This is a genomic window from Hafnia paralvei (assembly GCF_020150375.1).
Lineage (GTDB): Bacteria > Pseudomonadota > Gammaproteobacteria > Enterobacterales > Enterobacteriaceae > Hafnia > Hafnia paralvei.
Genome location: NZ_CP083738.1, coordinates 98,763 through 123,725, shown reverse-complemented (window position 1 = coordinate 123,725; position 24,963 = coordinate 98,763). Strand labels below are relative to the sequence as shown.

The following is a 24,963-nucleotide window of genomic DNA, read 5'->3' as shown; positions in this document are numbered from 1 at the left end:
TCTCCACTTCGTTTACTAATGATACATTATCAGTATACAATCGCATTGTAGCAAGCCATTTATGATCTTTTTTAGGATCTTTTTTTTACTCTCTAAGCGAATAAAAAATGAGTATTTATAACCAAAATCCTACTACAACGTCGATCCGGAATAACAGAATTATTCGTCGAGCAATTATACCGGCGAACTATCATCACGCAGCAAAACTGATGGCTAAAGCCTTCAATGTTCCTGTTGGTGAAATCTATGATGATGCAGTATTGTCCTTTCTCAAGGATGCCCCTAAAGAGGCTGCCGAGTACAAACACGTCGGTCGCAAAAATAACCCACCAAAAATAAGTTTTTGGCTCGATACGTCGGTAAGCCAGAAAGCTCATGATCTTGCTATTCAGCTTGGTATCACTGAACATGAGGTTTTACTGACCGCAATCTATGCGTTTGCGAAAAAGCACAAATTCGACCGCCTCAAGATCTAGTACATAGTACCTTTCGATGTAGTTTACGTCTAGTACGCACAGTTCGTAATGCATGCTCTTGCTTGTTATTTTCATTTTTTCACTCCGACCGCACTCGCTGAATTCAATCATCTGCTCTCCACTTCGGCGAACATGATTGATCAATTTATTTACAGGTTCTCTTACAGCTAATCACAAAGTACAATAAATTCAATGCGTTAATCATTCATGATAGCTGTCGTTTTTTCGTATACGAAAAAGTTATTGATATAGAAATGCCATTATTTTATGTAAATAGTTAACGCTGGCAGGTTCACTTTCTCGACAAATTACATATAATACGTATCATCCGTAATTTATAGAGTAACTGAAATGAGCAATTCTACAGAAGGCGAAAAACAAAACTCTACAACTGAAGATAGCAACTACACAATAGTTCAAACTAAAGTTGAAGTTACAGCATTAGAAAGATTGCTTGCAGAAGCTAAAGCAGCAATAAAGCTCGCCAATAGATTATCACGTACGGTGCTTTTATTATCAGTAGCCAACATTTCATTAAGTTTGATTCTTGTAATATCTGTATTAGTAGCAATTAATACAGATATTAAATATTTTGCGACCTCGCCTGATGGCTCACTAACACCAATTATTCCTCTTGACCAACCTGTCATTACGGATAACGGCATTAAAATATTTACACGAGATACACTCTACGATGTGTTAAATCTTGATTTCGATACATATCGTGAAGATTTAGAGAAAGGGCGTGATGGATTTACTGATAAGGGATTAGCGGACATGATTAATGCTGTAAAAAATGCAGGCATTATAGACATCATGACAAAAGAAAGAGTGAACACTCGCACCGAGTTTTCGACAGCGATCATTAGTAAAAAGGGTATAAAAAACAAAGTCGCATACTGGGAAGTTCAGATCCCAATTACGATTAGTTTTGTAGGTCAAAATACAACTTCAAAACCTATGAAATTTATTCTAATTGCAACATTAAACTCCGTTGAAAAGAATAAAAATGCTAAGGGCGTGGCTATATCACAGGTAGTGACAATCCCACAGAAATAATGGATCTCATCATGAATGATAAACTCAAATATATAGTTGTGGCTGTCAGTATCGTATTTAGCAATGCTAATGCTGAAACAACCAAGCTATCAACGGATGCGGGTCCGAATGTCAAAATTGTTGATTCGGTCTCACCCAGCATACCTGCTAATGCTAGCATGCCTTTCCCTGAATCCACTCCCAAGGTCTCTGAAACGACCGATACTAGCAACATGCGTGAGAAATTGGTTGCGGACGCGATCGGTAAAACAGAGGGTGCACGTTTTCCCGATCAAACCTCGTATGGCCAAACACAACGAGGAACGACAGCTAGGGCTTCGGGAACTCAACAGGAAATGATGACGACCAAGCAAGCTCTGATGGAAAAGCTGTCTCCAATAGCTCCTGAAGACATGAAAGAAGCATTGGCAAATAGAGATAGATTTAGCGCGAGTTTAAATCAGCCCATCATCAATTCAGTACCAAGAACAAGCTCTCAAACTATTAGCCTTGCGGCTGGATCAGCATATCCCGTTGTCCGTGTTGCACCAGGTCGCCCGACCTACATTGTGTTTGAAGATATAACCGGCGCGCCTTGGCCCTTATCAGAACAAGTGATGAATAGCGGTGGTAGCGACCGCTTTTTTGTACGTAGTTACACTAATACCCCAATTGTATTAGTTCAACCTCTTGTTTCATATGGAAATGGGGATATCGGCGTTCTTCTTAAAGATCTCCCTGTCCCCATATCAATTGTTCTTGCCAACGTTGAACCTGACGCGGTCGACAAAACGTATAAATACGATAGCCGAATCAATATAAGAATTCCGCGTCGCGGCCCGCTCGCGCCTAAATACTCAATCACCAGTATTGCGAAGATTGGCCTTAGCAGCCCCGAGCTACAATCGCTGCTAGATGGTATTCCACCATCAGACGCAATACGCCTCAAAACTGATAATTCTTTGGTTAGTGCGTGGCGCAGAGCCGACAAGATGTATTTACGCACATCGATGGAGTCTAAAACACAATTCTCTAAAACCTTGTCCTCGGCAGATGGCACACACGTATACGAAATGGAGCTCTCGCCATTTGTAGCGATGATGCAGTCGGGTAGTACTGTTACGATTAAAGTGGAGCTATAAACATGGCCAAGAATAAATCACTTAACGGCGGTGATAAAAGCCGAAATTTTTACTTGATTGGCGGTTTCTTTGGTCTTCTCATTGTGGCAATCGTCATCACGTGGGTCGTCTCCTTTGCCAGTAAGTCATCTAATGAACCAACTGCGACACGTATCAATAAAACGCCCAATCGAGAAAAAGTGACGACAGAGCAAAATCAGGCATATGTAAAACAGCTTGATGGCTACAACATGAATAAAGGCTCAACTGCGATTGTAAAAGGTGCCAGTTGGATCTCAATTCCAGCTTATTACAGTGAAGAAGTTAAAAAACCTGTAGTTGCGGCTACGTCTAACGAATTAACGTTTGATGTTGCTCCTCAGTACATTCAGGCATCAGTTGGCTCAAAACCTGCGGCGATTGCAAGAAAGGAAGCGGAGGACCTTATCAAAGCCATTGAGTCATCGTGGAACTACTCGGCACCAACCGATGCAGAATCAAAAGATGTTGCAAAGTATGCTTCTACATTCATGCCTGATGTTGCTGCGAATCCAGTACTCACTGCTGCTGCAACAAACTTAACACCGGCTATATCACCATTTAAAATTTACGATGCTTTGAAACTGTGTCCCGCAAAGCTTTTAACGCAATTAGATACGAATACGAATTCCATAGTTCGTGCAAAGCTTATGTGTAAAGAGCTTGCTAATGCGACAATTCTTGCACCTGGCTACAAGTTAGTTGGCGAAGATATCGATATGTCATTCTCGTTAATGTCATATCGCGATAAAAATGAGAGTATTGCAAAAACATATAAAATTCAGGCTAAACCGGTTGATCTCGATACCGGTCGTTCAATGCTGACGGGGAGCGTAGATAATCATTATATCAGGCGCATTCTCATTCCTGCGCTATCAATGGGTGTAGCTAAAGTTGGCAAGCTATATGAAGAAAATACGAAAGAAACTAGCTACGTTAGTAACGGAACCGTCGTGACTAATAACGACGGAAAAGTAAGTTCGGAACAAGTTAAAGGGACTTTCTTTGGTGGACTGGCACAACAAACAGCTGATGTTTTAAAAGCAGACAATGCACGTATTCCACCTATTCAAGTCACACGCGAAGATCAACCGACATTTGGCGTCATTTTCTTAATGCCTGTGATGAGCACGGATATCGTAGAGAAGAGTCTGAATACCACTCCCCCTAATACATATACTCAGCCCGCGGCGCAATCTCAGGTTGAGATGCAAACCAGAAGTGACATGGGGATCAATGCTTCAGGACCGATATTTAACTCCGCTTCAGCAGAGTAAATTTTTTTGGCTCAAATATTTCGATAAATAGGTATAATTCGTAATGACTGATACTAATGATGAAAACGATGCGTTTGACGCTATTTTCAAGTCGGATAACGACGTTGCTGAAGTGACGACACCTGAGTTTGTCGCTGAAAAAGTCAAACCCAAAATGCATAAAACCAATCAGATTTTCAAATACGGTAAGTATGCTTTAGCACTACTCGTTTTGATGCTTGTTATTCTTTTTATTATTGCACTAGCTCTTCCCTCTGATAATCCAAGCCAGACCACACAAGCACCAGATATCAGGATCGCATCTCAGGATGTATCACGTTCAACTGATAAAGCACCGGACATAGAAGTGCTCGAAGAGAAGAGCCCGAATAAAGATATTGGTGGAGTTGCACTCGAAAATGCTGAACTTCAAGAGGCGTTACAGCTAGCTAAAAAGAATACGGAATTTAGAGATCTTAAATATCAAGAATTGCTAAAGAAGTATCAGTGGCTTTTAGGTGAAAACGACCGTCTAAAAAATGGCATATCAAAAAAATCACCGCCCATTTCCCAGAGTCGTGGATTGAAAACAATTACAGGTGTTTCAGTCTACAGCGTATATAGCGGATATGCATTTATCAAGAAAGGACAAACTGTATATACCGTTACCCTCGGGGAAAATTTTGCAGGCGGAAAAGTAATAGCTATAGATGCAATAAATCGTGAGGTTATCACAACAAAAGGAGTGATACGTTAATGGAAGAGCTATCCGTGGCCTTTATCAATCTAATTGATAATGTTTCTGCTCCTTTCTGGGCATTAATCTGGGTAATTTCACTGCTCGTTGCTTTTTTATGGCTTTATTCATTAGCGCTAAAAATGATGCGTAGTACGACTCCTGGAGCAACACCTATTTCATTGGGGGAAGTCGCGGGAGTTTTATTCTTATCTACGTTAGTCGCGCAGTATGCAGGAACATTGGGTGCAATAAGTAACTCGATGGGATTAGGCGATGTTTCCTTTGCTCCAATTTCGTATGTTCAACAAGGTGGAAACCTTGGACAGTTTGCTGATGTTATTAATGCTGCATTGACATTTGTGGCGATGATGGGCGGTCTTTTTGGTTTGAAAGGCATATTTACGTTAAGACAAAAGGTAATAGGAGAAAATAAAGGTGGTGACTTAGCAGCGCAAGCCGCTATTCAGATCATCGGCGGCGGACTACTCGTACAAATATCGCAATTACTATCATCTTTCGCAGAAAGTATTTAAAGGATTAGTTATGAAATCTAAATTCAGCTTCAAAAAAATTGATTATTGTAAATTTTTCGTTTCTATCACGGCTGTTTTTTTTATGTTCTCTTCACCAGCCAATGCCATGACCATTGGCGAGATTTTTCAAAAAATTGCTGATCAAGCCCAAACCGTAAAAACGGCGGCTGCTGTAATTGCTGGAGTAATTGCATTCCTCTGCATGATTTTTGCCGGTGCCATTATCAAACGCAAAGCTAATGGAGATCACGAAGCAAAACTTAGCAGTGTAGGTTGGTTGGTGTTAGCAGCATTGGTATTTGGTGGCGCGACATTCTGGTTATCTACAGTCGCTGAATCGACGGGTGTGGAAATGACTTCTTATTAATATGTTTATGTTCCATCAGGGAGCTGTTTCCTGATGGAACATATCTTGGAGGATGGTATGAATGCTCGTTTAACCGCAGATGAATTATTTAGAGAGTTTGCACTAACAGACTCTCCATTTGATAAATGGCATTTATTCAGTCATATAACTGATGAGGCTACGTTCATTTTCCTTCCAAATCAAAATCAAGGTCATCTTTGTAATTTTCAGTTTGGAATATTCGAGTTGCTAAAAAGCGACAACGAAAATGATATTAAACATGCTCATATACTAATGAAATGGTTAGCATCAAAGCAAAAGTACGTAAATGACCACTTTAGAACAGCTTCACCTGTTGCTTTTTACCATTCTTTAAAAAGCATGACTCCCTTAGAAGTTGAAAACACTAAAAATGTTAACAGGAATCTATTCCTATTTTTTAATCTCAAAAAATTGTCATTTCAGAAAAGAAAAAAAACCTTTGCTGAAAATTTTTTGTTTTGGAGACAATAAATGATAACTGAGTTTTTAGATGGCCTTTCACGGCTTTTTGCTGCTATCTCTGCAGGGACAATTAATAAGCCCATGCCAGAATACTCAGCTTGGGATACGGTGGTTCCTTTAAGTAAGCGAGATATGGATAACGATACTTCGCTCGAATCACCTTATATTATTACAACCGAACTAGGTGAATTAATCACGGTTTTTGATCTACAAGGCGTGTTCCAGATTGTAGGTCAAAATCATTACTCCGAGATGCTTAATTATCTATCTTCATTGCTAAGGCCGCTTTGCCAAAAGTATGGCCACGAATTTTGGTTGTCATACGAAGAAGACCCCGATCGAGCATATGATGAGTTAGCCCGAATTGTTGCGCCTCAAATCCAAGCCAGCGAACGCATGGGCCTTAACGTTAAAGACGTTATTTTGGATCGAATATCTAAAAATGCCAGCCGTTGTCATTTTGAGCAAAATTTATTGGTTTTCAAAACGGGTTTGCTTGCTTTGGCCAAAGAAACGCTTAAAGACGAACAAAGCGAGAAAGCTAAGAAGACGAAAGGACTTCAAAACCCTGTCTACGGCCAGAATTTAAATACAATTTACGAGTCACTTAGAACTCTACATATCACCGGCGTACAACGACTTATTGATAACTTTCGTTTGTGCGATGCCAAGGGCACGTCAGGCATCTTACTCAGAAGATTAGAAGTACCAGAAGCCACACGTCGCATACGTATCATGATAGAGAGAGAGCGAACAGCTCAAAATTGGAAGCCGCTATTACTTACTGATGGATTTAGTCCGCGTGGAAGCCTCAAACATGTAGATGATTTTCTTCCGCTTAAATTAAAGTGGCAAATTTGCACATCGAATAATTCCGTAAGTGAAGGTACTCAGTACATCAATACTGGTAATTTCTATCATGCCACGTTGTACATGGATCTAGCACCTCATGATATCCAACAATTTTCTGAGCTTCTCTCAAAAATGGATCGGTCAATGCCGTTTCGTTGTACTTTTCAGCTCTCACCGAAGGGGTTAGACAGTTGTAAACTACGTAGTATGACAGCGGGTCTGCTTGGCTTTTTTGGTGAAATCAAGAAAGTGAAAGAAGCGCTAGATGTGCTTAAGGACTTTGATGAGAGTGACCCGGTTATGTGTATGCAGTTTTGTGCAACTACCTGGGCAAAAGATCAAGACACCTTAAAACGTCGTATTACAACGCTGGATGCCGCAATCCAAGCGTGGGGAGTACCGTCCGTTAGCAGCTCAACTGGCGATAGCACAGCCTACTGGCTGGCGACCGTACCTGGTTTTGCTCGGGCAAATCCCGCAACAGTCATGACACCTCCCCTTCGTCATGCTCTAGAAATGATGCCTTTCACACAAGCAGCTTCTCCTTTTAGTGATGGATGGCTAACTGTATGTACGCCTGACGGAAAAATCATTCCACTTCATTCGTATTCACCGCTGCAAGATACCTGGATTCGTCTGTTTTCTGGCACACCTGGGTCCGGTAAATCATTAACGATGAACGTAATGAATTTTGCGTTCGCTGTCGCGCCAGGCTACACCAAAATTCCGCTGGGTTTAATCATGGATGTCGGCAAAAGTTCATTCGGATTAATAAACCTTTTACGTGATGAACTTCCACCGGAACGGCGTCATGAAGTTGGCTGTATCGAGCTTGAGAACTCACGAGAGTTCGGCACAAATATTTTCGATACTCAACTTGGCCTTCGTATGCCATTACCACATGAAAAAACATTTCAACTCAACTTTATGAAACTGCTTTGCTCGACGAAAGAACAAATTGTAGGAGAGAAGGGCACTATCACTGTGACCAAAACGCCGGAAGGTTTAGAAGGATTTCTTTCAAAACTGATGGAGCAAGCTTACAAATTTACGTCCGCGGCAGAAACCCAACTCCCATACGAAGCGACAGTACTGCCTGAGGTTGACAAGGTTGTAGCGATTTTAAAAGAACAAGGTACTCATAATAAATCTTGGTGGGAAAGTGCCAAGTGGTGGGAGGTAGTCGATTTACTCTTTGAGAACGGCTACAAGAATGAAGCGGCCCTAGCGCAGCGAATGGCTGTACCTGACATGACGCTACTCAATAGCGTCGCCGCATCATCTATCATGGCTAATCTCTATCCGAACGTGAACGTTAGTTCGACCGGCGAGACTATCCAGCAGTACGTCCAACGCTATCTTCGTGACGTTTCCAACATTTACCCGATGTTTGCTGGCAGAACAAGATTTGAGATTTCATCCGAAACTCGCTTTATGGCGATAGATCTTGGCAAAGTTTTGGCCGCAAACTCAAACAAAGCTGGCATTTTCTATATGCTCGCAAGACATATGGGAACCCGTAGTTTCTTTCTTGATGAAGAAACATTTATGCCTTATTGCCCCGAGATCTATAAAGAACACCATCGGGAGCGAATATTGTCCAACCGCTCTGAAAAAAGAATCATTGCCGCTGACGAGGCTCACAACTTTAAAGATGACCCATACACATCTGAACAGTTTGTTAAAGACGCTCTTCAGGGACGTAAGTTAGGACTTGTTGTTGAACTCGCATCACAATTCCTTGAACACCATCATCCAATCGTTCGTGCTGCTGCAACGGATGTATTTGTATTACGAGGTGGCTCATCCAGTGACGAAAAAATCTTAAGAGAAGAATTTAACGTCACGGACGAAACACTCAAACGTTTACAACTTGAATGCCGCGGGCCTGGGCCGAAAGGTGCAAATTTCTTAGCATACTTCAAGACAAGCTTGGGTAACGTTTGCCACATCCTAAATAACACATCAAGTTCTACTGAGCTGTGGGCCTTTAACACATCACAAGCAGACATGATCATTAGAGATGAATTATATAAACGCTTTGGCACTGCTGTAGTGCGACAACACTTATCCGCACGTTTCCCTTCTGGTTCCACGCTCCGCTATCAAGAAAGCATCAGAAATAAAGGATTAAACGCTGAAGGACAGACAGTCTCCTCCTATTTAATTGAGCAAATTTCCTCAGAAATTAAGGAGAAACTAGATAATGAAGCTGCGTAAATCAACGATCGCAATACTACTGACGCTCGGAATTTCAGGGGGGGTTTGGGCTGCATATCCGGTCACGGATGCGACATTGATATCGGTTGTGAAAACCGGTTTTAACGCTGTAGCTATTCAACTATCCGCATTTCAAACAAACATGGCCACAATGCTTACGCAGATTGGATCTGCGATTAATCAAAACGGAAGTAAAGTTGCAACAACCGTTGAAGCGGCAGCGAAAGCAGACCGTGAATTTCAGACAGAGAAATCCCGACAAGAAAAAATTAGTGACGCTAAAAGTAAATATCAGGTTGCCAATAACATATGTAGCGAATCCGCATCAGGGGGGGCTAGTTCAGTTTCATCAGGTAGCTCTGCCGGAAAAGGGGCATTACGGCCTGGGGGAGGAAGTGCATCTAATGGCGCCATTGATTCGGCTATCAATAAACCGGCATTAACACCTACTGCTGACGCAGCACGCTCTACAAAAATACATGCCCAATACTGCGACAGCATAGATTACGCCTCTTTTGGAGGCTCTCAAGCTTGTCCATCTATCAGTAGTGACATGCCGGGTGCAGATAAGCGTATCGATACCATTCTAAGCGGCGCGGGTAAAGATGGAAAAGAGCCTGAGTTAACGTTCACACAAGAACAGACAGATGCCGGTCGTATGTACATCCAAAACTCAGTCCGCCGTAGCATTAGCAAAGATTTGACAAAAGCAGAGGCAAACAGTGCCGCCGGCATTCAATACTTGGGTTTAAAGAATCAGATGAATGCATCGATAAGCGCAGCGGCTGATCCCCAAGAACGGGTACTCGCGGAACGACAACCGCTTGATGAGTCCAAGGCATTGATCGCCGAAGCGATTCAATCGCCAAGCGCAAAATCATATTTTAATGAAACAGCATCAAAGGTGGCTAAATCAACGGGGAAAATGTCGAAGGCTGAATTTTTGCAGTTCGAAGTTGGACGTCGATATTCGAATACTGAGTACCAGAAAGATCTCCAAGAGATGGATTCTGAAAACCTAATGCGAGAACAGATCAGAGTGTCATCGCTAACTAACTGGCTGTTGCTGGAACTCCGCAATGAAATGCAGGCTGGAAATATCGTATCTGGCCAGCAACTCGCATCACAAATCCGAGGGGAATATGACCCTCTGCTCAATAATCAGTATCAGGCTATCGGCGCCCGCGCAGGAGGGGAATGACAATGGATTTAAAACGCATAGGAAAAGTTGTATCGGCACCTATATGGCTCCCATTGATGCCGTTGACGCGAACCTTTAAACGTTTATATCGAACTCATGACAATCAGAGAGTGCTCATAGGGCAACTTAAAGACGAAATATTGGTAAAACTCGATAACCGTAAGAAAGCACGACAAGTTAAAGAAGTACCATTCGAACAAGCGATAAGAATTGCGGAAAGTAATGCTGCCAAAAGGGGAGAAGAGTTCAGTCTAGATAAGCGTCGACATGAATTACTACTGAAAAAACGCTTAATCCTCTTATTTGCATATTCAATTTTGATTATTGGATTATTAGCTATTACTTATGGGCTGTTAGTAAATGGACTTATGATGTTAGCATCAGCATTATCCATAGCAATATACACTGTACCAACACAGTTTAGACTTTGGCAAATTGATAATCGTCGACTTACTCGAGAGGAGATGGGAAGTTTCGAATGTTTTAGAAAAGAGTCAAAATGGCTATTAGACTCATTGAATCCAGATTTCAAAATCAACAAAAGTAAGACGTTACTAACAGCCTTACTTGTTGTTTGTATCACCATGCCAGCATTGAGTTTTGCTGAAAATTTAAATGATCTAAACACTGCGGCAGATCGAGGAACTGATATTAGCCGTCAGGCAATGGTTACACTCTTCGGACAAATCGTAAATGACCCACTAAATGGGATCACTGAAGATGGCGGGGATACTCTAGTTTCGCAAATACTAAAGATTTTCAGTTCAACATTACTGATCGTTGGCACAGCAATGGGCGGTTTCTTAGTATTACAAAAGACCGCTCAAACTGCTCATGATGGGCAATTTCTGGATCGTGAACGTGGCTCATTTTGGATGCCAATAAGGGTATTAGCAGCATTCTCCATGCTTACACCGCTGCCGAATGGCTGGAGCTTAAGTGCGTTAATTATGCTTTATGCAGCGGCTAAGGTTGGTGTGGGAGGAGCAAATTTAGCAACAGATGTAACTGTCGATGCATTCATGGCTGGCCAGACATTCGTTCTACAGCCGGTAGCTCCATCAACGACTTCTTTAGCTAGGTCCTTATTTGAAGCTGATGTATGCATGTACGGTATAAATGCTAGCCTAGAGCAAGAAAAACAAAGTGGAGGGATAGTCTTTTCGAGTGACTATATAAACCAATCACCAATGAATAACGGATTTATTCTCAAGTCTCGTAGCTATACATGTGGTGGTGCGACAATAGCTATCGAAGAAAATGATTCACTTTTAGCAAAATTTGGCATTACAAATAAGATAGATGTTTCTGCAATAAAAAACGCGCATATCGAAGGGTTAAATGAAATGCAAAGAGCTTTGCGCGAAGGTGCCCAAAATTTTGTTAACGGAGTTTTATCAAGACAAGCAGATGAAAATGCCAGCTTAATAAACGCAGAGTCAATTATACAGCACGCAAGTCAGGTGTATGAAAACCGAGTAACGGCTGCAATACGCTCGTCTAATGTAAATAACCAACTCCAAAACTTAACAAACCAAGTAGCAGAAACTATCAAGTCTGAAGGATGGTTTTCACTTGGAAGTTGGTATCAGACTCTAGCCGTAGCCAACAATAGAGTAGCAAACTCTGCCGCAGCAAAAGGAAGTGCGTTTGGTAGCTCAACAGGTCAACAGCCAGTCAGTGTAGATGTATATAAGCTAGCGTTAATGGCTTATAAAGCACAAAAATCTATAACAGATAACTCAAATGCAGGTATTTTAACAGCTAAGTCTTCCTATGAATCGAATGAAATCAAAGATGCAGGGAGCTTTTTCGGTTATGTATTCGGCGTAATGGGCCAAGATATTACTGGCACACTAGTTTCCATGTCCGAGAATGATACAGGGCAAGTGAATCCAATTATATCGATGAAAAACCTCGGAGACAGATTAATTGCTGGGGCAGAGACCAGTTTCGTAGCTTATGGAGCCGCTAAAGCAATTGCAGCAGGTGCAAATGAAACATTTGTTGGATGGGTCGCTAACAAATTTGTTGGCGCAACAGCAGCCTTTAAGGCAATCGTGGATTTTGTTGGCCCTTATGTTGCTGTCTTGCTTATTATGTTGATAGGTTCAGGGATCACACTCTCAGTTTATATACCATTGATGCCATTCATAATTTGGTTAGCGGCATGTATAAACTACTTGGTAATAATAGGTGAAGGGATATTCGCTTCAGCACTGTGGGCATTTTCCCATTTGCTAGGCACTGGCGACGGAATGGGTAGCAAAACGACGCACGGCTACATATTTTTGCTAAACCTGATGTTCAGGCCGATATTGCAAGTAGGTGGTTTTCTGCTAGGTGGGGGGATCGTAGTTGTAGGAGGAACATTTCTTAATAAAATGCTACCAACCGCTATAGCAAATGCGCAATTTGACTCATTCACAGGAATAGCAAGTATCATAGGATTCTTATTAATATATTGTTCGTTATCAATTACTATTGTAGGAAGCAGTTTTAGTTTAACGAACATAGTCCCAGACCAGGTTATTAACTGGGTTGGTGGACATATGCCATCATCATTAGGTCGCGATACCACTGATAAAGTAAGTCACGCAACAAATATACTAGCCAATAAGACAGAGAATACCTTGAATACTAAAAACCCAAATGGCAAATCAAAACCAAATAAAGTTCCAGAAAATTCAATAAAATGAGGTGTATCTCCAAGCAATATATACTGACATATGTTATGATATATGAATAAATAGTGAGAGGCTTAATATGAATAATAAAATCATTCGTTCAATATTAATTTTGGTTCTATCTTTTCTACTTCCTTTAACATTTGGCATTATCGTAGGAGGTGTATTTGTAATTCAAAAGCATCCTACAGTTTTGCTCTTTGGTGTAATATTAGCCATTTTGTGTACTATCCTAACCAAAGTAACTAAGCGCTATAGCTTGCTAAAACAGTAAAGTTCATTTAGCCTCTCACATGCACTAATAAGTGCACCGGAATTAGCAGTCCGGATACCACGCAATACAGTCTTCCAACTTTGGCGGGCTGGGTATTGGGCAACCTTCGGGTTGGCCGGTCGTGGCCGGTACTGCTAACTCATGCTCAGCTCGCCACCATAGTGTCATCGGATTAGCAGCCGTTGTGTGGTGGTTCAACCCCTTAGAGACCACGATTCTATGGAAATTATAGTTAGTAACGGTAACGCTAGTGCATTCTTGATCCCAAACAAAACCACTCTGACAGTAGGCAATGAGACCTCTATACATGCGCTTGATAATTGCCAAATAAACACAGGCGGTAACGCATATGTCCAATGTCGTACACATTGTGTTATATCGGCAGGATCAGATTGCACTATAGATGCCGGAGATTTTTCACGAATTCAAACTGGTCCAGACTCAAAGGTTATTGTGGGTCCTGGTTCTGTTGTCTCTGCAGGTGATAATTCAGAGATCAGGTTTACATGGTGGTTTGGCAATAAGCTAGAAGTCACAGTGTGTCGAATCGGTAAAAATGGCATCTTACCCAACACTCCATATAAGATAATCGATGGAAGAATAAACGTCGTGAATTGATTTAGGCAGATTGATCAGATAATCAAGCAATAACCGTTCTGTTGAACTATACCGAGAACCCCTTACCGTGCCAAAACTTGATTTTGTATGGCAAGGGGTTGGACAAGCCATTAAGGCGCGTCAGTATATATGGAAGTATCATTAGATATAGGTCATCGCGATGCTGGAAGGGCCAATGGGGTGAAAACCTACGCTAACAGACTATGCCAGCTACTCCGGAGTCGAATCCCTCAAAGGGTGAATACTTCTATAGGAAATAAGAAATGAAAATGCCAATTATTTTTCTCTGCGTCGCTAGTGTTTTTATCTTCGTCGTATCCTTAATAAGCAGTGGAGTATTCGCTGACGACGGAAATGCACCAATTAAAAACAATGTACTGAATGAGTTATTAGTGCAACAAAAACAGACCAATCATCTCCTTCAGACTCTAATTGATAAAGACGGCTCATCAATCGTACCCCCCACCGACGCGCAGATAAAAACATCCTGCCTTTACAATAATAAATACTACAGCTCAGGCTCAACCATAGTCGCAGGTCCAGATACCGTTCGTTGTACAATGATGGGTGATGTTCCAATATGGAAAGGATAATTTTCACACAAAAACATATGAATCCCTAAATTTCAACAACAAAAAGGAAGGGTAAATAAAATGATTAAAAAATTCGCATATGGATTAGTCATGACAGCCGTGTTATTCACCCCAGTAATTTGCATTGCTGATACGTTGAAGGCCACATTTACGCTATTTGAAGCCGGAAGCATTATATCAAGCAAAATAAAGATTAAAGACCTGAAAGTCCATAACAAAATCATTAAAACAGAGAGCGTTAAATTCGACACGAATCAGAAAGTAAAATTTAATGTCGACAATGAATATGCTGTTGAAATACGAGTTTTGAAAATAAAATCTGATGGTTCTAAACTCGTTAACGTCGAGCTGGTACGGACAGCCGCTGTAGATATAAAGTCTAAAGAGGATGATTCTGTTGAACTTCATCTTCCAAATGGAAGATTTGTAAACAGTGACCGCTTAGTCATAGAGAATAATCAGGCTATTTCCATTACTTTAAATAAGTGCCCCGCACTAATAGAGATAACAAAGCTTGTTGATGTAATTGAAACTAAATAAGAGGACACGCTTTACCTATAGCATTGTTAAAGTCGGCACGGTGCTGTAATTCCTTTATTCAGTCATACCTATAGTCCCTAGTCACTGGCGTTCTGATGAAGACCGCAGTGTGCCAGAAGCGGAAGTTAGCGCGTCATAGCGATTTCAGGATTACCCCTATAATGGCTTTGTAGTTCAAACTAACGTGATTGCATGGTCTCGTACCATTAGGTAGCCCATCACTTCGCTGAAACGCCCAATGGCAGAAAAACACTAACAAAAAAACAGGTTGAGACTATAATAAACAAAGGTAAAATCGGTGAAAGAAAAGAATTTGCCAGTAAAGCAGGTAAACCTTCATACGTCTCGTAAGGGACAATAATAAATAAGAGAAGTTATCAACATGATTAAAACCAAACAAGAATGGCTTTTTCAGCTTCGCCGCTGTGCGTCAAAAGAGACATTAGAAAAAGTAATTGAATCCAACCGATACAAATTAAACGATGGTGAACTATCAATTTTCTATTCAGCCGCCGATCACCGTTTAGCTGAGCTCACCATGAATAGACTATATGATAAGGTGCCTTCTTCTGTATGGTCATTTGTTAGATAACCTCTTTCACAAAGAGGTTCTACGTTAGATGAGTTGATTTCAATTAAGCCTAAGAAACACAAAAGCCACCGAAAGCACAAATATTTCTACACAGAAAGCCAAAAAGTAAAAATTTGGTCAGGCAAAGAATGAATATGAGAGTTATTCGGGAAAATTAAACGCTTGTGAAACTTAGACTCATTTAAAATTTTAACAGAAAAATCAAACACTCCATTTAAGATATTTGACTAAAGAATAAACGTAGCGAATTGATTCAGAGAAAAAAGTAATAATAATTCTATTGAACTACACAGAGACCCCCTTACCTTGCTAAAACTTGATTTTTGTTATGGCTAGGGAAGGTGCGAACAAGTTCCTGATATGAGATCATCATATTCATCCGGAGCGCATCCCAGAGGGACATCATGAGCCATCAACTCACCTTCGCCGATAGTGAATTCAGGGATCGTCTCAGAAAACGGAAAATAAAGCACGTTAAGCCGGTGGCAGTGGTCGCAACGGTCTGAACTTGCCTGCGCCGACCTTGGTGCTGCTGCGCCAGAGGTAATCGCCGGTCAGATTGATGTGTTCCCACCCCAGCGGTGACAGGTATTGAAACAGCGTCTCGTCTACCGGTTTGCCGTGCCCGTTCAAAGCATTGGTTGCCCGTTCCAGATAGGCCGTGTTCCAAAGCACGATGGCCGCCGTTACCAGATTGAGGCCGCTGGCCCGGTAGCGTTGTTGCTCAAAACTGCGGTCGCGGATTTCGCCCAGTCGGTTGAAGAACACCGCCCTGGCCAGCGCGTTGCGCGCCTCGCCTTTGTTGAGTCCGGCCTGCACGCGGCGGCGCAGCTCCACGCTTTGCAGCCAATCCAGTATGAACAGCGTGCGCTCAATGCGCCCCAGCTCGCGCAGTGCAACGGCCAGTCCGTTCTGACGCGGATAGCTGCCGAGCTTGCGCAACATCAGCGAGGCCGTCACCGTACCCTGCTTGATCGAAGTGGCGAACCGCAAGATTTCATCCCAATGGGCGCGTATCTGCTTGATGTTCAGCCGGTCGCTGCTAATCATCGGCTTGAGCGCGTCATAGGCGGCATCGCCCTTTGGGATGAATAGCTTGGTGTCGCCCAGGTCTCGGATACGTGGCGCGAATCGGAAGCCCAGTAGGTGCATCAGGCCGAAGACATGATCGGTAAAGCCCGCTGTGTCGGTGTAGTGCTCCTCGATCCGCAAGTCCGACTCGTGGTACAGCAGGCCATCGAGCACATAGGTTGAATCACGCACGCCGACGTTGACTACCTTGGTGCTGAAGGGCGCGTACTGGTCGGAGATATGGGTATAAAACGTCCGGCCTGGACTGCTTCCATACTTCGGGTTGATATGCCCGGTGCTCTCCGCTTTGCTGCCGGTTCTGAAATTTTGGCCATCCGACGATGACGTGGTGCCATCGCCCCAGTTTCCGGCAAAGGATTGCCGGAACTGCGCGTTGACCAGTTCGGCCAGCGCCGTTGAGTACGTTTCATCCCGGATGTGCCAGGCTTGCAGCCACGACAGCTTGGCGTAAGTCGTGCCTGGGCAGGACTCGGCCATCTTGGTTAGCCCGAGATTGATGCCATCAGCCAGGATCGTCGTCAGCAGCAAGGTTTTGTCCTTGGCCGTGTCGCCGGTCTTCAGATGCGTGAAATGCCGGGTGAAGCCTGTCCACTCATCAACTTCCATCAGCAGTTCGGTAATCTTGACGTGTGGCAGCAGCATCGCCGACTGGTCGATTAGGGCTTGTGCGGTCTCCGGCACCGCCGCGTCCAGCGGCGTGATCTTCAGGCCGGACTCGGTAATGATGGCATCCGGCAGATCATTGGCCGCCGCCATGCGGTTGACGGTGGCAAGCTGCTGTTCCAGCAATGCCAGTCGGTCGTGCAAATACTGATCGCAATCGGTGGCCACTGCCAGCGACAATTCGTTGGCCAGCTTCAGAGTAGCGAACTTCTCGGCCGGCACCAGGTACTCATCAAAGTCCTTGAACTGGCGCGAACCCTGCACCCAGACATCGCCTGATCGCAGCGCGTTCTTTAGCTCTGACAGGGCGCACAGCTCGTAGTAGCGCCGGTCAATGCCATCGTCCGTGAGCACCAGTTTCGCCCAGCGTGGCTTGATGAATGCGGTCGGCGCGTCGGCGGGCACCTTGCGGGCGTTGTCGCTGTTCATGCCGCGAAGCACCTCGATGGCATCGAGTACGCCCTTGGCGGCTGGTGCCGCCCGTAACTTAAGTACGTCCAGGAACTGCGGCGCGTAGCGGCGCAACGTGGCGTAGCTTTCACCGATGCGATGCAGAAAGTCGAAGCTCTCCGGCTGCGCGAGCTTTTGCGCCTCCGTGACGCTGGCGGCGAAGGTATCCCACGGCATTACGGCCTCGATGGCGGCGAACGGATCGCCGCCGCTCTGTTTGGCTTCCAGCAAGGCTTGGCCGATGCGGCCATACATCCGCACCTTGTCATTGATCGCCTTGCCGGAAGCCTGAAACTGCTGCTGATGCTTGTTCTTGGCGGCGTTGAATAGTTTGCCAATGATGCGGTCGTGCAGGTCGATGATTTCGTCGGTGACGGTGGCCATGCCTTCAATGGCCAGCGAAACCAGAGTGGCATAGCGTCGTTGCATCTCGAACTTTGCCAGATCGGCAGGCGTCATCTGCCCACCCTCACGGGCGATCTTGAGCAGGCGGTTCTGGTGAACTTGTCGCTCGATGCCTGCGGGAAGGTCAAGCGCCTGCCAAGCCTTGAGGCGCTCGATGTGTTCAAGCATATGCCGAGAGTTCGGCTTGACGGGCGACTGGCGCAGCCATGCCAGCCACGTCAATTTGCTGCCGTCCTTGCGCTTGAGAAGTTCGTCCAGGCGCTGACGGTGGAGCGATAACAAAGAATCGGTCAACGCCGCGTAAATACGCCGGTTGGCACGGGTGATGGCCTCGGCGCTCGCGCGCTCGATGGCATTCATGGCGGGCAGGATGATGCTCTGCCGCCGCAGGTTTTCGACAAGGGTGCTGGCCAGCACAATCCCTTTATCGGTCTGCAAGGCCAGCTCGGTCAATGTATGCACGGCTTGCCGGTAGTGACTCATGGTGAAGGGCTTGAACCCGAACACCGTTTGCAGCTCGACCAAGTGCTCCCGCCGCGTCTGCTCGCGCTGGCCGTAATCGTTCCAACTTTCCACCGGCACCTTGAGTTGTGCGGCCACCATGCGCAACAGGGGCGGAAACGGAGGCTCATCGATGCCCAAGAAGATGCCAGGGAATCGCAAGTAGCAAAGCTGCACGGCGAAGCCCAATCGATTCGCAGCGCCGCGACGCTGGCGGATCACCGATAGGTCGGTTTCGTTGAACGTGTAGTGCCGTATCAGTTCGTCTTTGGCATCTGGTAGTGCCAGCAGGCTTTCGCGCTCGGTGGCGGACAGGATTGAGCGGCGCGGCATGATCAGTCTTCCCGCAGGTACTGGTACAAGGTTTCGCGACTGATGCCGAAGTCACGGGCCACCAAGGTTTTTTGATCGCCTGCCGCGACTCGCTGTTTCAACTTGGCAATTTGTTCGCTGTTCAGCGATTTCTTTCGTCCCCGGTAGGCACCGCGCTGCTTGGCCAGCACGATTCCCTCGCGCTGGCGTTCGCGGATCAGTGCGCGCTCGAACTCCGCAAAAGCCCCCATGACCGACAGCATCAAATTGGCCATCGGTGAGTCATCGCCGGTGAACGCCAGCCCTTCTTTGACAAACTCCATCCGCACGCCCCGTTGTGTCAGCCCCTGAACGATGCGGCGCAGGTCATCGAGATTGCGTGCCAACCTGTCCATGCTGTGCACCACCACGGTGTCGCCCTCGCGCACAAAGGCCAGCAGCCTTTCAAGTTCGGGACGTTGCGTGTCCTTGCCGGAAGCCTTATCGGTGAATACCTTACCGACTTCGATTTGCTCCAGTTGCCGATCAGGGTTCTGGTCGAAGCTGCTGACGCGGATATAGCCAATGCGTTGACCTTGCAAGGTGCCTCCAAAGGTAAAAGTGTCAGGATGAAATCCATTACCCTTGGCGGCTTGTGTCAATAAATACAAACTACAACTCTATTCTGACGTGCTTTGCGCCAAGCATCTGACATCAGGTTAGGGTATAGCTTAACCGGACACCTCGGCCTCTGTGCCTTTACTGCTTTTCGGTACAACCGTCAAGAACAGGCAGAGCGCTCCGATAGTTATCGCCACATCAGCGAGGTTGAAGGCGGGCCAGTGCGCAAGTCGCCAATGGAAGTCAAGGAAATCAACAACCTGTCCACGCAGCACACGATCCGCGACATTGCCCAGCGCACCGCCGAGGATCAGGCTGTAGCCCATCGCTTCGAGACGTGGCCGTTGCTGGCACAGCATGCGCCCCAGCCAAGCAGAAACAGCCAGACCCAGCGTGATGAAAAAGTAACGTTGCCAGCCACCAGCGTTCGCCAAAAAGCTGAATGCCGCACCCGGATTCAGGACATGAACGAGGTTGAAAAACGGGGTGATTTCGACTTGCTCACCGTAGGCAAACGTGCGGATGATGGCGAACTTCGTGAGCTGATCGGTCATGACAGCACTGGCGGCCACGGTGAACCAGACCCAAGCCGATGTGCGGCGGGCCGATTGCCACACAGGGGCGGCCAACGGCAGCAACCACCCGGCGAGTGCCGTGCAGCTCCATCCCAGCGTCCACCCCGCCAACACATCGGCCGGAAAGTGCATTCCGGCCGCGATGCGCGACCAGCCGACCAATGTGGCGTACAGCATTAAACTGAGACGACCACGGCGGCCCATCAAAGGCCAGAGCGCGCCGACCACCATCGCGGCATAGGTGGCATGCCCGCTGGGCAGGCTGTAGTGAAGCTCTTTGTCCCCGATGACGCGCGCCAGGTCGCCAAGGACGGCAGGCGGGCGTGGAAAGTCGAACCATAGCTTCAAGGCGGTGGCGACCAATAACGCCAGCAAGAAGGCCGCGCTAAAACCAATAAGGCGATGCCGAACGGCCGTACCACGCGCCGGGTTTGTAGCCGATTTCGACCACCACCACAGACCCAACAGCATCAGCGGCGCTGTCCAGTAACTTCCCACGAGGCCAAAGAACCATGCCAGTGGTTTCAGCGTGGCGGGCGTGCCTGTGTTGTACACAGACATTAAAGTTGTCTCCTTTAACATGAAAAAGACTTTAAAGTTGTCTACTTCTTCAGATAGACCTACTTAACAGGATACTAAGTAGGTCATCTCCTTTCTCGCGTAGCATCTCTCGACGTTCACAGCAGAGGACACGTTTCAAAATGTCATCCAAAATTTTTTTCCATTATCTGACGTTGGGTGATTTTGATGGTCAGCGAGTAGAGGCTTTAACAATGTGGGTTGCCCTGAGCAAAGTAAGGGAAGTAGATGTACCAGAAATGTACGCGTTGCCTTGCATGAAGGGGGGCATCTTAAAGCTCATTGATTAAACAAACTCACTATGCCGCTACAAACAGCCCAAAACCGTCACTTGATAACGTGTTATTTAGATAAATTAATGCTCAGGGCTTTTAGCCAAACTGTCACTTGATGTAAGAATCCAGAACCTTCAGCACAACGTCCAGGTCTTCTTCTCGTTTCTGTTCTTCACTTTCATGAACAATATGTTCAGTCAAATGTCCTTTAATCACTTCACGCAATAAACCATTCACGGCACCACGTATGGCGGCTATTTGTTGCAGTACAGCGGCACATTCGTGAGGTTCATCAAGCATTTTTTTCAGCGCAGCAACCTGCCCCTGGATCTTGCTTGTACGTGCTTTCAGTTTTTGTTTATCGCGGATGGTATGTGACATGTGGGCTCTCACTCTCCTGGATATTTTATGTAACTATACCAGCGTTATTCTACTGGGGGGTAGTATATTTTACTGGGGGGGAGTAGAATCCGGCCTACACTTAATAACCAAGAATGATTCTCATGAACGAATTTACGACACTTCTTCAGCAAGGCAACGCATGGTTTTTCATCCCCAGCGCCATTCTGCTTGGCGCGCTTCATGGACTGGAGCCCGGGCACTCCAAAACAATGATGGCAGCATTCATCATTGCTATAAAAGGCACCGTACGTCAGGCCGTGATGCTGGGTGTCGCGGCAACATTGTCGCACACTGCAGTCGTATGGCTGATTGCTTTTGGAGGGATGTATATCAGTAATAAATTTACCGCAGAATCAGCCGAACCCTGGCTACAGATGGTCTCTTCAGTGATCATCCTTGGTACGGCTTTTTGGATGTTCTGGCGAACCTGGAGCGGTGAGAAAAACTGGCTGGAGGGAATGCAGGAGAATGAACATCATCACCATGACGAAACAAGGTTGATCGATACTGGCCATGGAAAAGTTGAACTGTCCATTTTTGAAGAAGGACAACTTCCCCACTGGCGGCTACGCACTCTTAGTGGCCAAAGATGGGCTTCTGAAGATATCTCATTAACCACACTTCGGGAAAACAGTACGATCTCTCAGACTTTTGAATTTGTTGATCATGGTGATTATCTGGAGTCAACATCTCCCATCCCTGAGCCTCACAGTTTCAACGTACGTCTGTCTCTGGGACATCGTGGTCATGTCCATGACTATGATGTGGCGTTCGCTGAACACGACCATGACCATGACCACTCTGAGCTTGATGGGCTGGATGTGAATTCGAAAGAGTATCAGGACGCTCACGAACTGGCTCATGCCAATGACATAAAACGCCGCTTCGACGGGAAAGAAGTAACCAACGGGCAAATCCTGATATTTGGACTGACAGGAGGGCTTATCCCTTGCCCGGCAGCTATAACTGTATTGTTGATCTGCCTTCAGCTTAAAGCGCTTACGCTGGGTGCCACACTGGTTGTTTGTTTCAGTATCGGCCTGGCATTGACCCTCGTAACGGTTGGAGTGGGTGCGGCGATCAGCGTTCGTCAGGTCGCCAAACGCTGGAGTGGCTTCAATACCATCGCCAGAAGAGCCCCCTATATTTCAAGCGCCCTGATTGCTGCTGTTGGGATTTACATGGGTATACATGGCTGGAATGGGCTGGTGCATTAACACCGGTACTGATGACACACACTCTGGGTACTTACAAAGTACATCCTAAGCGCCACCGTTGAGGTTATGAGCAGAAAAACCCGGAATATAAAGCTGCTCTTTCCGGGACTTGTTGCTGAGGCAGGGATTAAGTAACTGATTAAATCCATTCCCATAAGACTCAATGATAAATGAAAGAATAAAAAAAACGCTCCCGGACGGGAGCGTAAGCCAGTGACTTCGGCGTCAAATGAGGGTCTAACAAGTGGAGCTGCGGGTTAATTCTGGGTGATCTGGCTGCGATGCTTTTCAGCCTGCTGCTGATGAATAACGGAAGACTGACCATTATTCGCCTTCTCGTGCACAACAGCGGCTTTTTCATGCTCGTTCATTTCTGAAAATGACGTTGCTGATTCGTTGGTGGCCCCTGGTTTGCCTTTCATCATTTTTTTATGCATCTCCGCCATGTCCTGGTGGGCAGAAGCGTTGCCGTTTTGCATCATTTCATGGGACATTGCAGCCTGATCGTGTCCGCTCATATCCATCATTGTCATACTGTCTCCCTGAACAGCGCTTTTTTCAGAGGTTGACTGCATCTGATGGGCGGGTGCCTGGGCATTATTTACCTGGTCATGCATGTTCATTGTCTCTGCAGCCATGGCGGATGAAGCGACAGCCATAATGGCAACAAATGATACAAGGATCTTTTTCATGGTTGGGTCTCCGGTGTTTTCATACCCAAACAATCAACGGCTTATAACAGAGAAAGCATTTGATCTCAGGGCGGGTTATTCATCACTCCAGGAACCAGGCGATTGCGTTATCACTCTGCTCCTGATTTATGTATGATTATAAAAAACCGCCTCTGTTTATCGCGTGACTGAATGATGACAATTTTGTCACCTTCCAGGTTTCTCCTGAAGAACGGGATTAATCCATTAACAGGCGCACACTGAACACAATTTCCCGCCCCTGCTGTTCTGCTGACAGCTCGCCGCCATGAGCATGAATGATCGACCTTGTAATTGATAATCCCAGCCCCGCGCCTTCCGTGTTGTGGACCCTTGATGAATCAGCTCGATAGAACCGATCAAACAAACGTTCCAGATTAGCGGGAACCTGGCCGGACATCGTATTCGTAATCATCACGTTCACACAGTCACTGTCACGCTCAAGGTGTATCGCTGTACAGGTGTTATCGGGAGAATACTTGATTGCATTGGAAAGCAGGTTACTGAAAGCACGTCGCAGCATATCGCTGTCTCCGGCAACAACGCCCTCTCCTTCAACGGTGATTGTCTTTCCTGTTTCGTCTGCCAGAGGCTCGAACAGCTCACGTAATTCATTCAGTTCGGCGGCCAGATCCACATCATGTTTATCCAGCTGCAGCAGACCATGCTCTGAACGTGCCAGAAAAAGCATATCACTGGTCATTCGTGACAACCTTTTCAGTTCTTCCAGGTAAGCGAATAAGATTTCGCGGTAATGCGAAACATCCCTTTCCTTAGCCAGTGCAAACTGCGTCTGCATCATCAGATTACTGACCGGTGTGCGCAGCTCATGCGCGATGTCAGACGAGAAATCTGACAGTTTCCGGAATGACCCCTCCAGGCGATCGAACATGTTATTGAACTCCTGCATGGTCTCAGAAATTTCCGGCGGAGCCAAATCGGGATTAAGACGCTGATCCAGGCTGTGTACGGTCATGGAGGAAGCCAGACTGGTCATTTCCCGTAGCGGTTTCAGACCAATACGTGTGGTCAGCCAGCCCAGAAAAACAGAAATAAAGACCAGACCGATATTGAACCAGAACAGCCAGGTACTGAGCTTATCCATAAACAGGGTGTGATACCCAGTATCCGTGGCAACCGTAATGATGACATGTTTGCTTTTACCCTGTTCCGGCGTCACGGCAACCCGCCGCGAGATACTGCGGTACACGGTGTTATTTTCTTCCGTCTGGATCATATAGTCGAGAATATCACCCGACTTATTAAGCAGGACCGCTGGAACAACAGAATTTTTGGCATAGAGTTCAACAATTTTTTCATTTTCCATGTTTTTTATAGAAATGAATAAACCATTGTGCCCTACCATCGCATCGTTTATTTTTTCTGATAATGACTTAATATCCGTTTTGTTCCGGAACGTCTCTGTTTTAAGAAACTCTTCGGTGAGCTGAAGTTTACCTGTCAGAAAATCGCGGTCCTGATTATCGAAATAGCCATTAAGGGTGCTAATCAGGATAAAACTTGATAACCACCATACCGTAAGCATCACCGCG

22 protein-coding genes are annotated in these 24,963 nt (G+C 45.5%); 16 read left to right on the top strand and 6 right to left on the bottom strand.

All coding sequences use genetic code 11. The features are described 5' to 3' along the window. Positions 1 to 107 precede the first annotated feature (107 nt). From K9N75_RS22265 to hha, 14 genes are all read left to right on the top strand, one after another. Positions 108 to 476 carry a hypothetical protein gene (locus K9N75_RS22265; RefSeq protein ID WP_046360304.1) on the top strand — a complete coding sequence of 123 codons (369 nt, stop codon included), beginning with the start codon at positions 108 to 110 and terminating at the stop codon, positions 474 to 476. Between the two features lie 351 nt (positions 477 to 827). Continuing rightward, on the top strand, positions 828 to 1,535 hold the full coding sequence (locus K9N75_RS22260) for a DotI/IcmL/TraM family protein (protein ID WP_096081276.1): 708 nt from the start codon (positions 828 to 830) through the stop codon (positions 1,533 to 1,535). An 11-nt stretch (positions 1,536 to 1,546) separates the two neighbouring features. Next, the gene (locus K9N75_RS22255; protein ID WP_193764618.1) at positions 1,547 to 2,656 is read left to right on the top strand and encodes a DotH/IcmK family type IV secretion protein; all 1,110 of its coding nucleotides are present in this window, start codon (positions 1,547 to 1,549) and stop codon (positions 2,654 to 2,656) included. Positions 2,657 to 2,658: 2 nt separating this feature from the next. After that, the gene (locus tag K9N75_RS22250) at positions 2,659 to 3,951 is read left to right on the top strand and encodes a DotG/IcmE/VirB10 family protein (protein ID WP_046360307.1); all 1,293 of its coding nucleotides are present in this window, start codon (positions 2,659 to 2,661) and stop codon (positions 3,949 to 3,951) included. Between the two features lie 43 nt (positions 3,952 to 3,994). Then, complete coding sequence (locus K9N75_RS22245; protein ID WP_046360308.1) at positions 3,995 to 4,687, top strand: hypothetical protein; 693 nt, start codon at positions 3,995 to 3,997, stop codon at positions 4,685 to 4,687. Next, a complete protein-coding gene (gene traQ / locus K9N75_RS22240; RefSeq protein ID WP_046360309.1) occupies positions 4,687 to 5,202 on the top strand; it encodes a conjugal transfer protein TraQ in 516 nt (171 codons plus the stop codon). Before K9N75_RS22245 ends, traQ begins: the two co-directional genes overlap by 1 nt. Positions 5,203 to 5,212: 10 nt before the next feature. Next, positions 5,213 to 5,569: a hypothetical protein gene (locus K9N75_RS22235; RefSeq protein WP_046360310.1), complete on the top strand. Its 357-nt coding sequence runs from the start codon at positions 5,213 to 5,215 to the stop codon at positions 5,567 to 5,569. 33 nt (positions 5,570 to 5,602) lie between these two features. Continuing rightward, positions 5,603 to 6,061: a hypothetical protein gene (locus K9N75_RS22230; protein ID WP_046360311.1), complete on the top strand. Its 459-nt coding sequence runs from the start codon at positions 5,603 to 5,605 to the stop codon at positions 6,059 to 6,061. Further along, a complete protein-coding gene (locus K9N75_RS22225; RefSeq protein WP_046360312.1) occupies positions 6,062 to 9,124 on the top strand; it encodes a putative type IV secretion/conjugal transfer ATPase in 3,063 nt (1,020 codons plus the stop codon). Beyond that, complete coding sequence (gene traW / locus K9N75_RS22220) at positions 9,111 to 10,325, top strand: conjugal transfer protein TraW (protein WP_046360313.1); 1,215 nt, start codon at positions 9,111 to 9,113, stop codon at positions 10,323 to 10,325. The genes K9N75_RS22225 and traW overlap by 14 nt, the downstream gene beginning before the upstream one ends. Continuing rightward, positions 10,322 to 13,024, top strand: coding sequence for a DotA/TraY family protein (locus K9N75_RS22215; RefSeq protein ID WP_080939139.1), 2,703 nt, complete (start codon positions 10,322 to 10,324; stop codon positions 13,022 to 13,024). Before traW ends, K9N75_RS22215 begins: the two co-directional genes overlap by 4 nt. A 1,143-nt stretch (positions 13,025 to 14,167) precedes the next feature. Next, positions 14,168 to 14,497, top strand: a complete 330-nt coding sequence (locus K9N75_RS22210; protein ID WP_046360314.1) for a DUF1496 domain-containing protein — start codon at positions 14,168 to 14,170, stop codon at positions 14,495 to 14,497. A gap of 60 nt (positions 14,498 to 14,557) precedes the next feature. Continuing rightward, positions 14,558 to 15,037 carry a hypothetical protein gene (locus K9N75_RS22205; protein WP_046360315.1) on the top strand — a complete coding sequence of 160 codons (480 nt, stop codon included), beginning with the start codon at positions 14,558 to 14,560 and terminating at the stop codon, positions 15,035 to 15,037. Between the two features lie 385 nt (positions 15,038 to 15,422). Further along, positions 15,423 to 15,629, top strand: coding sequence for a hemolysin expression modulator Hha (gene hha, locus K9N75_RS22200; RefSeq protein ID WP_096081282.1), 207 nt, complete (start codon positions 15,423 to 15,425; stop codon positions 15,627 to 15,629). 474 nt (positions 15,630 to 16,103) lie between these two features. On the opposite strand, the gene K9N75_RS22195 is transcribed toward hha, so the two are convergent. The 3 genes from K9N75_RS22195 to lspA form a co-directional block, all read right to left on the bottom strand. Then, positions 16,104 to 19,073 (bottom strand): Tn3 family transposase, encoded by a 2,970-nt coding sequence (locus K9N75_RS22195; protein ID WP_004213592.1) that lies wholly within the window; start codon positions 19,071 to 19,073, stop codon positions 16,104 to 16,106. Positions 19,074 to 19,075: 2 nt separating this feature from the next. Next, positions 19,076 to 19,633, bottom strand: a complete 558-nt coding sequence (locus K9N75_RS22190) for a recombinase family protein (protein ID WP_004213590.1) — start codon at positions 19,631 to 19,633, stop codon at positions 19,076 to 19,078. Between the two features lie 129 nt (positions 19,634 to 19,762). After that, positions 19,763 to 20,809 (bottom strand): signal peptidase II, encoded by a 1,047-nt coding sequence (lspA, locus tag K9N75_RS22185; protein WP_375374070.1) that lies wholly within the window; start codon positions 20,807 to 20,809, stop codon positions 19,763 to 19,765. A 119-nt stretch (positions 20,810 to 20,928) separates the two neighbouring features. On the opposite strand from lspA, the gene K9N75_RS22180 reads away from it, so the two are divergent. Further along, positions 20,929 to 21,096 (top strand): hypothetical protein, encoded by a 168-nt coding sequence (locus tag K9N75_RS22180; protein WP_001572379.1) that lies wholly within the window; start codon positions 20,929 to 20,931, stop codon positions 21,094 to 21,096. A gap of 93 nt (positions 21,097 to 21,189) precedes the next feature. On the opposite strand, the gene rcnR is transcribed toward K9N75_RS22180, so the two are convergent. Further along, positions 21,190 to 21,462, bottom strand: coding sequence for a Ni(II)/Co(II)-binding transcriptional repressor RcnR (rcnR, locus tag K9N75_RS22175; RefSeq protein WP_000019951.1), 273 nt, complete (start codon positions 21,460 to 21,462; stop codon positions 21,190 to 21,192). Positions 21,463 to 21,584: 122 nt separating this feature from the next. Between rcnR and K9N75_RS22170 the strand changes: the two genes are divergently transcribed. After that, the gene (locus tag K9N75_RS22170; protein WP_001572377.1) at positions 21,585 to 22,700 is read left to right on the top strand and encodes a nickel/cobalt efflux protein RcnA; all 1,116 of its coding nucleotides are present in this window, start codon (positions 21,585 to 21,587) and stop codon (positions 22,698 to 22,700) included. A gap of 257 nt (positions 22,701 to 22,957) precedes the next feature. Here K9N75_RS22170 and K9N75_RS22165 read toward each other — a convergent pair whose 3' ends face one another. Together K9N75_RS22165 and pcoS are read right to left on the bottom strand one after the other, a co-directional pair. Then, entirely contained in the window at positions 22,958 to 23,392 is a 435-nt protein-coding gene (locus K9N75_RS22165) for a PcoE/SilE family metal-binding protein (RefSeq protein WP_000723070.1), read from the bottom strand. A 217-nt stretch (positions 23,393 to 23,609) separates the two neighbouring features. Further along, complete coding sequence (gene pcoS / locus K9N75_RS22160) at positions 23,610 to 24,956, bottom strand: copper resistance membrane spanning protein PcoS (protein ID WP_001572376.1); 1,347 nt, start codon at positions 24,954 to 24,956, stop codon at positions 23,610 to 23,612. Positions 24,957 to 24,963 lie beyond the last annotated feature (7 nt).

Bases quoted from the DNA above. Each gene is read 5' to 3' on its own strand.
- K9N75_RS22195 (WP_004213592.1), bottom strand. From the start codon at position 19,073: ATGCCGCGCCGCTCAATCCTGTCCGCCACCGAGCGCGAAAGCCTGCTG.
- K9N75_RS22265 (WP_046360304.1), top strand. From the start codon at position 108: ATGAGTATTTATAACCAAAATCCTACTACAACGTCGATCCGGAATAAC.
- K9N75_RS22180 (WP_001572379.1), top strand. From the start codon at position 20,929: ATGTCATCCAAAATTTTTTTCCATTATCTGACGTTGGGTGATTTTGAT.
- K9N75_RS22260 (WP_096081276.1), top strand. From the start codon at position 828: ATGAGCAATTCTACAGAAGGCGAAAAACAAAACTCTACAACTGAAGAT.
- traW (WP_046360313.1), top strand. From the start codon at position 9,111: ATGAAGCTGCGTAAATCAACGATCGCAATACTACTGACGCTCGGAATT.
- K9N75_RS22165 (WP_000723070.1), bottom strand. From the start codon at position 23,392: ATGAAAAAGATCCTTGTATCATTTGTTGCCATTATGGCTGTCGCTTCA.
- K9N75_RS22210 (WP_046360314.1), top strand. From the start codon at position 14,168: ATGAAAATGCCAATTATTTTTCTCTGCGTCGCTAGTGTTTTTATCTTC.
- traQ (WP_046360309.1), top strand. From the start codon at position 4,687: ATGGAAGAGCTATCCGTGGCCTTTATCAATCTAATTGATAATGTTTCT.
- K9N75_RS22225 (WP_046360312.1), top strand. From the start codon at position 6,062: ATGATAACTGAGTTTTTAGATGGCCTTTCACGGCTTTTTGCTGCTATC.
- K9N75_RS22255 (WP_193764618.1), top strand. From the start codon at position 1,547: ATGAATGATAAACTCAAATATATAGTTGTGGCTGTCAGTATCGTATTT.
- lspA (WP_375374070.1), bottom strand. From the start codon at position 20,809: ATGTTAAAGGAGACAACTTTAATGTCTGTGTACAACACAGGCACGCCC.
- K9N75_RS22230 (WP_046360311.1), top strand. From the start codon at position 5,603: ATGGAACATATCTTGGAGGATGGTATGAATGCTCGTTTAACCGCAGAT.
- K9N75_RS22250 (WP_046360307.1), top strand. From the start codon at position 2,659: ATGGCCAAGAATAAATCACTTAACGGCGGTGATAAAAGCCGAAATTTT.
- K9N75_RS22170 (WP_001572377.1), top strand. From the start codon at position 21,585: ATGAACGAATTTACGACACTTCTTCAGCAAGGCAACGCATGGTTTTTC.
- K9N75_RS22215 (WP_080939139.1), top strand. From the start codon at position 10,322: ATGACAATGGATTTAAAACGCATAGGAAAAGTTGTATCGGCACCTATA.
- K9N75_RS22205 (WP_046360315.1), top strand. From the start codon at position 14,558: ATGATTAAAAAATTCGCATATGGATTAGTCATGACAGCCGTGTTATTC.
- K9N75_RS22235 (WP_046360310.1), top strand. From the start codon at position 5,213: ATGAAATCTAAATTCAGCTTCAAAAAAATTGATTATTGTAAATTTTTC.
- pcoS (WP_001572376.1), bottom strand. From the start codon at position 24,956: ATGCTTACGGTATGGTGGTTATCAAGTTTTATCCTGATTAGCACCCTT.
- K9N75_RS22245 (WP_046360308.1), top strand. From the start codon at position 3,995: ATGACTGATACTAATGATGAAAACGATGCGTTTGACGCTATTTTCAAG.
- rcnR (WP_000019951.1), bottom strand. From the start codon at position 21,462: ATGTCACATACCATCCGCGATAAACAAAAACTGAAAGCACGTACAAGC.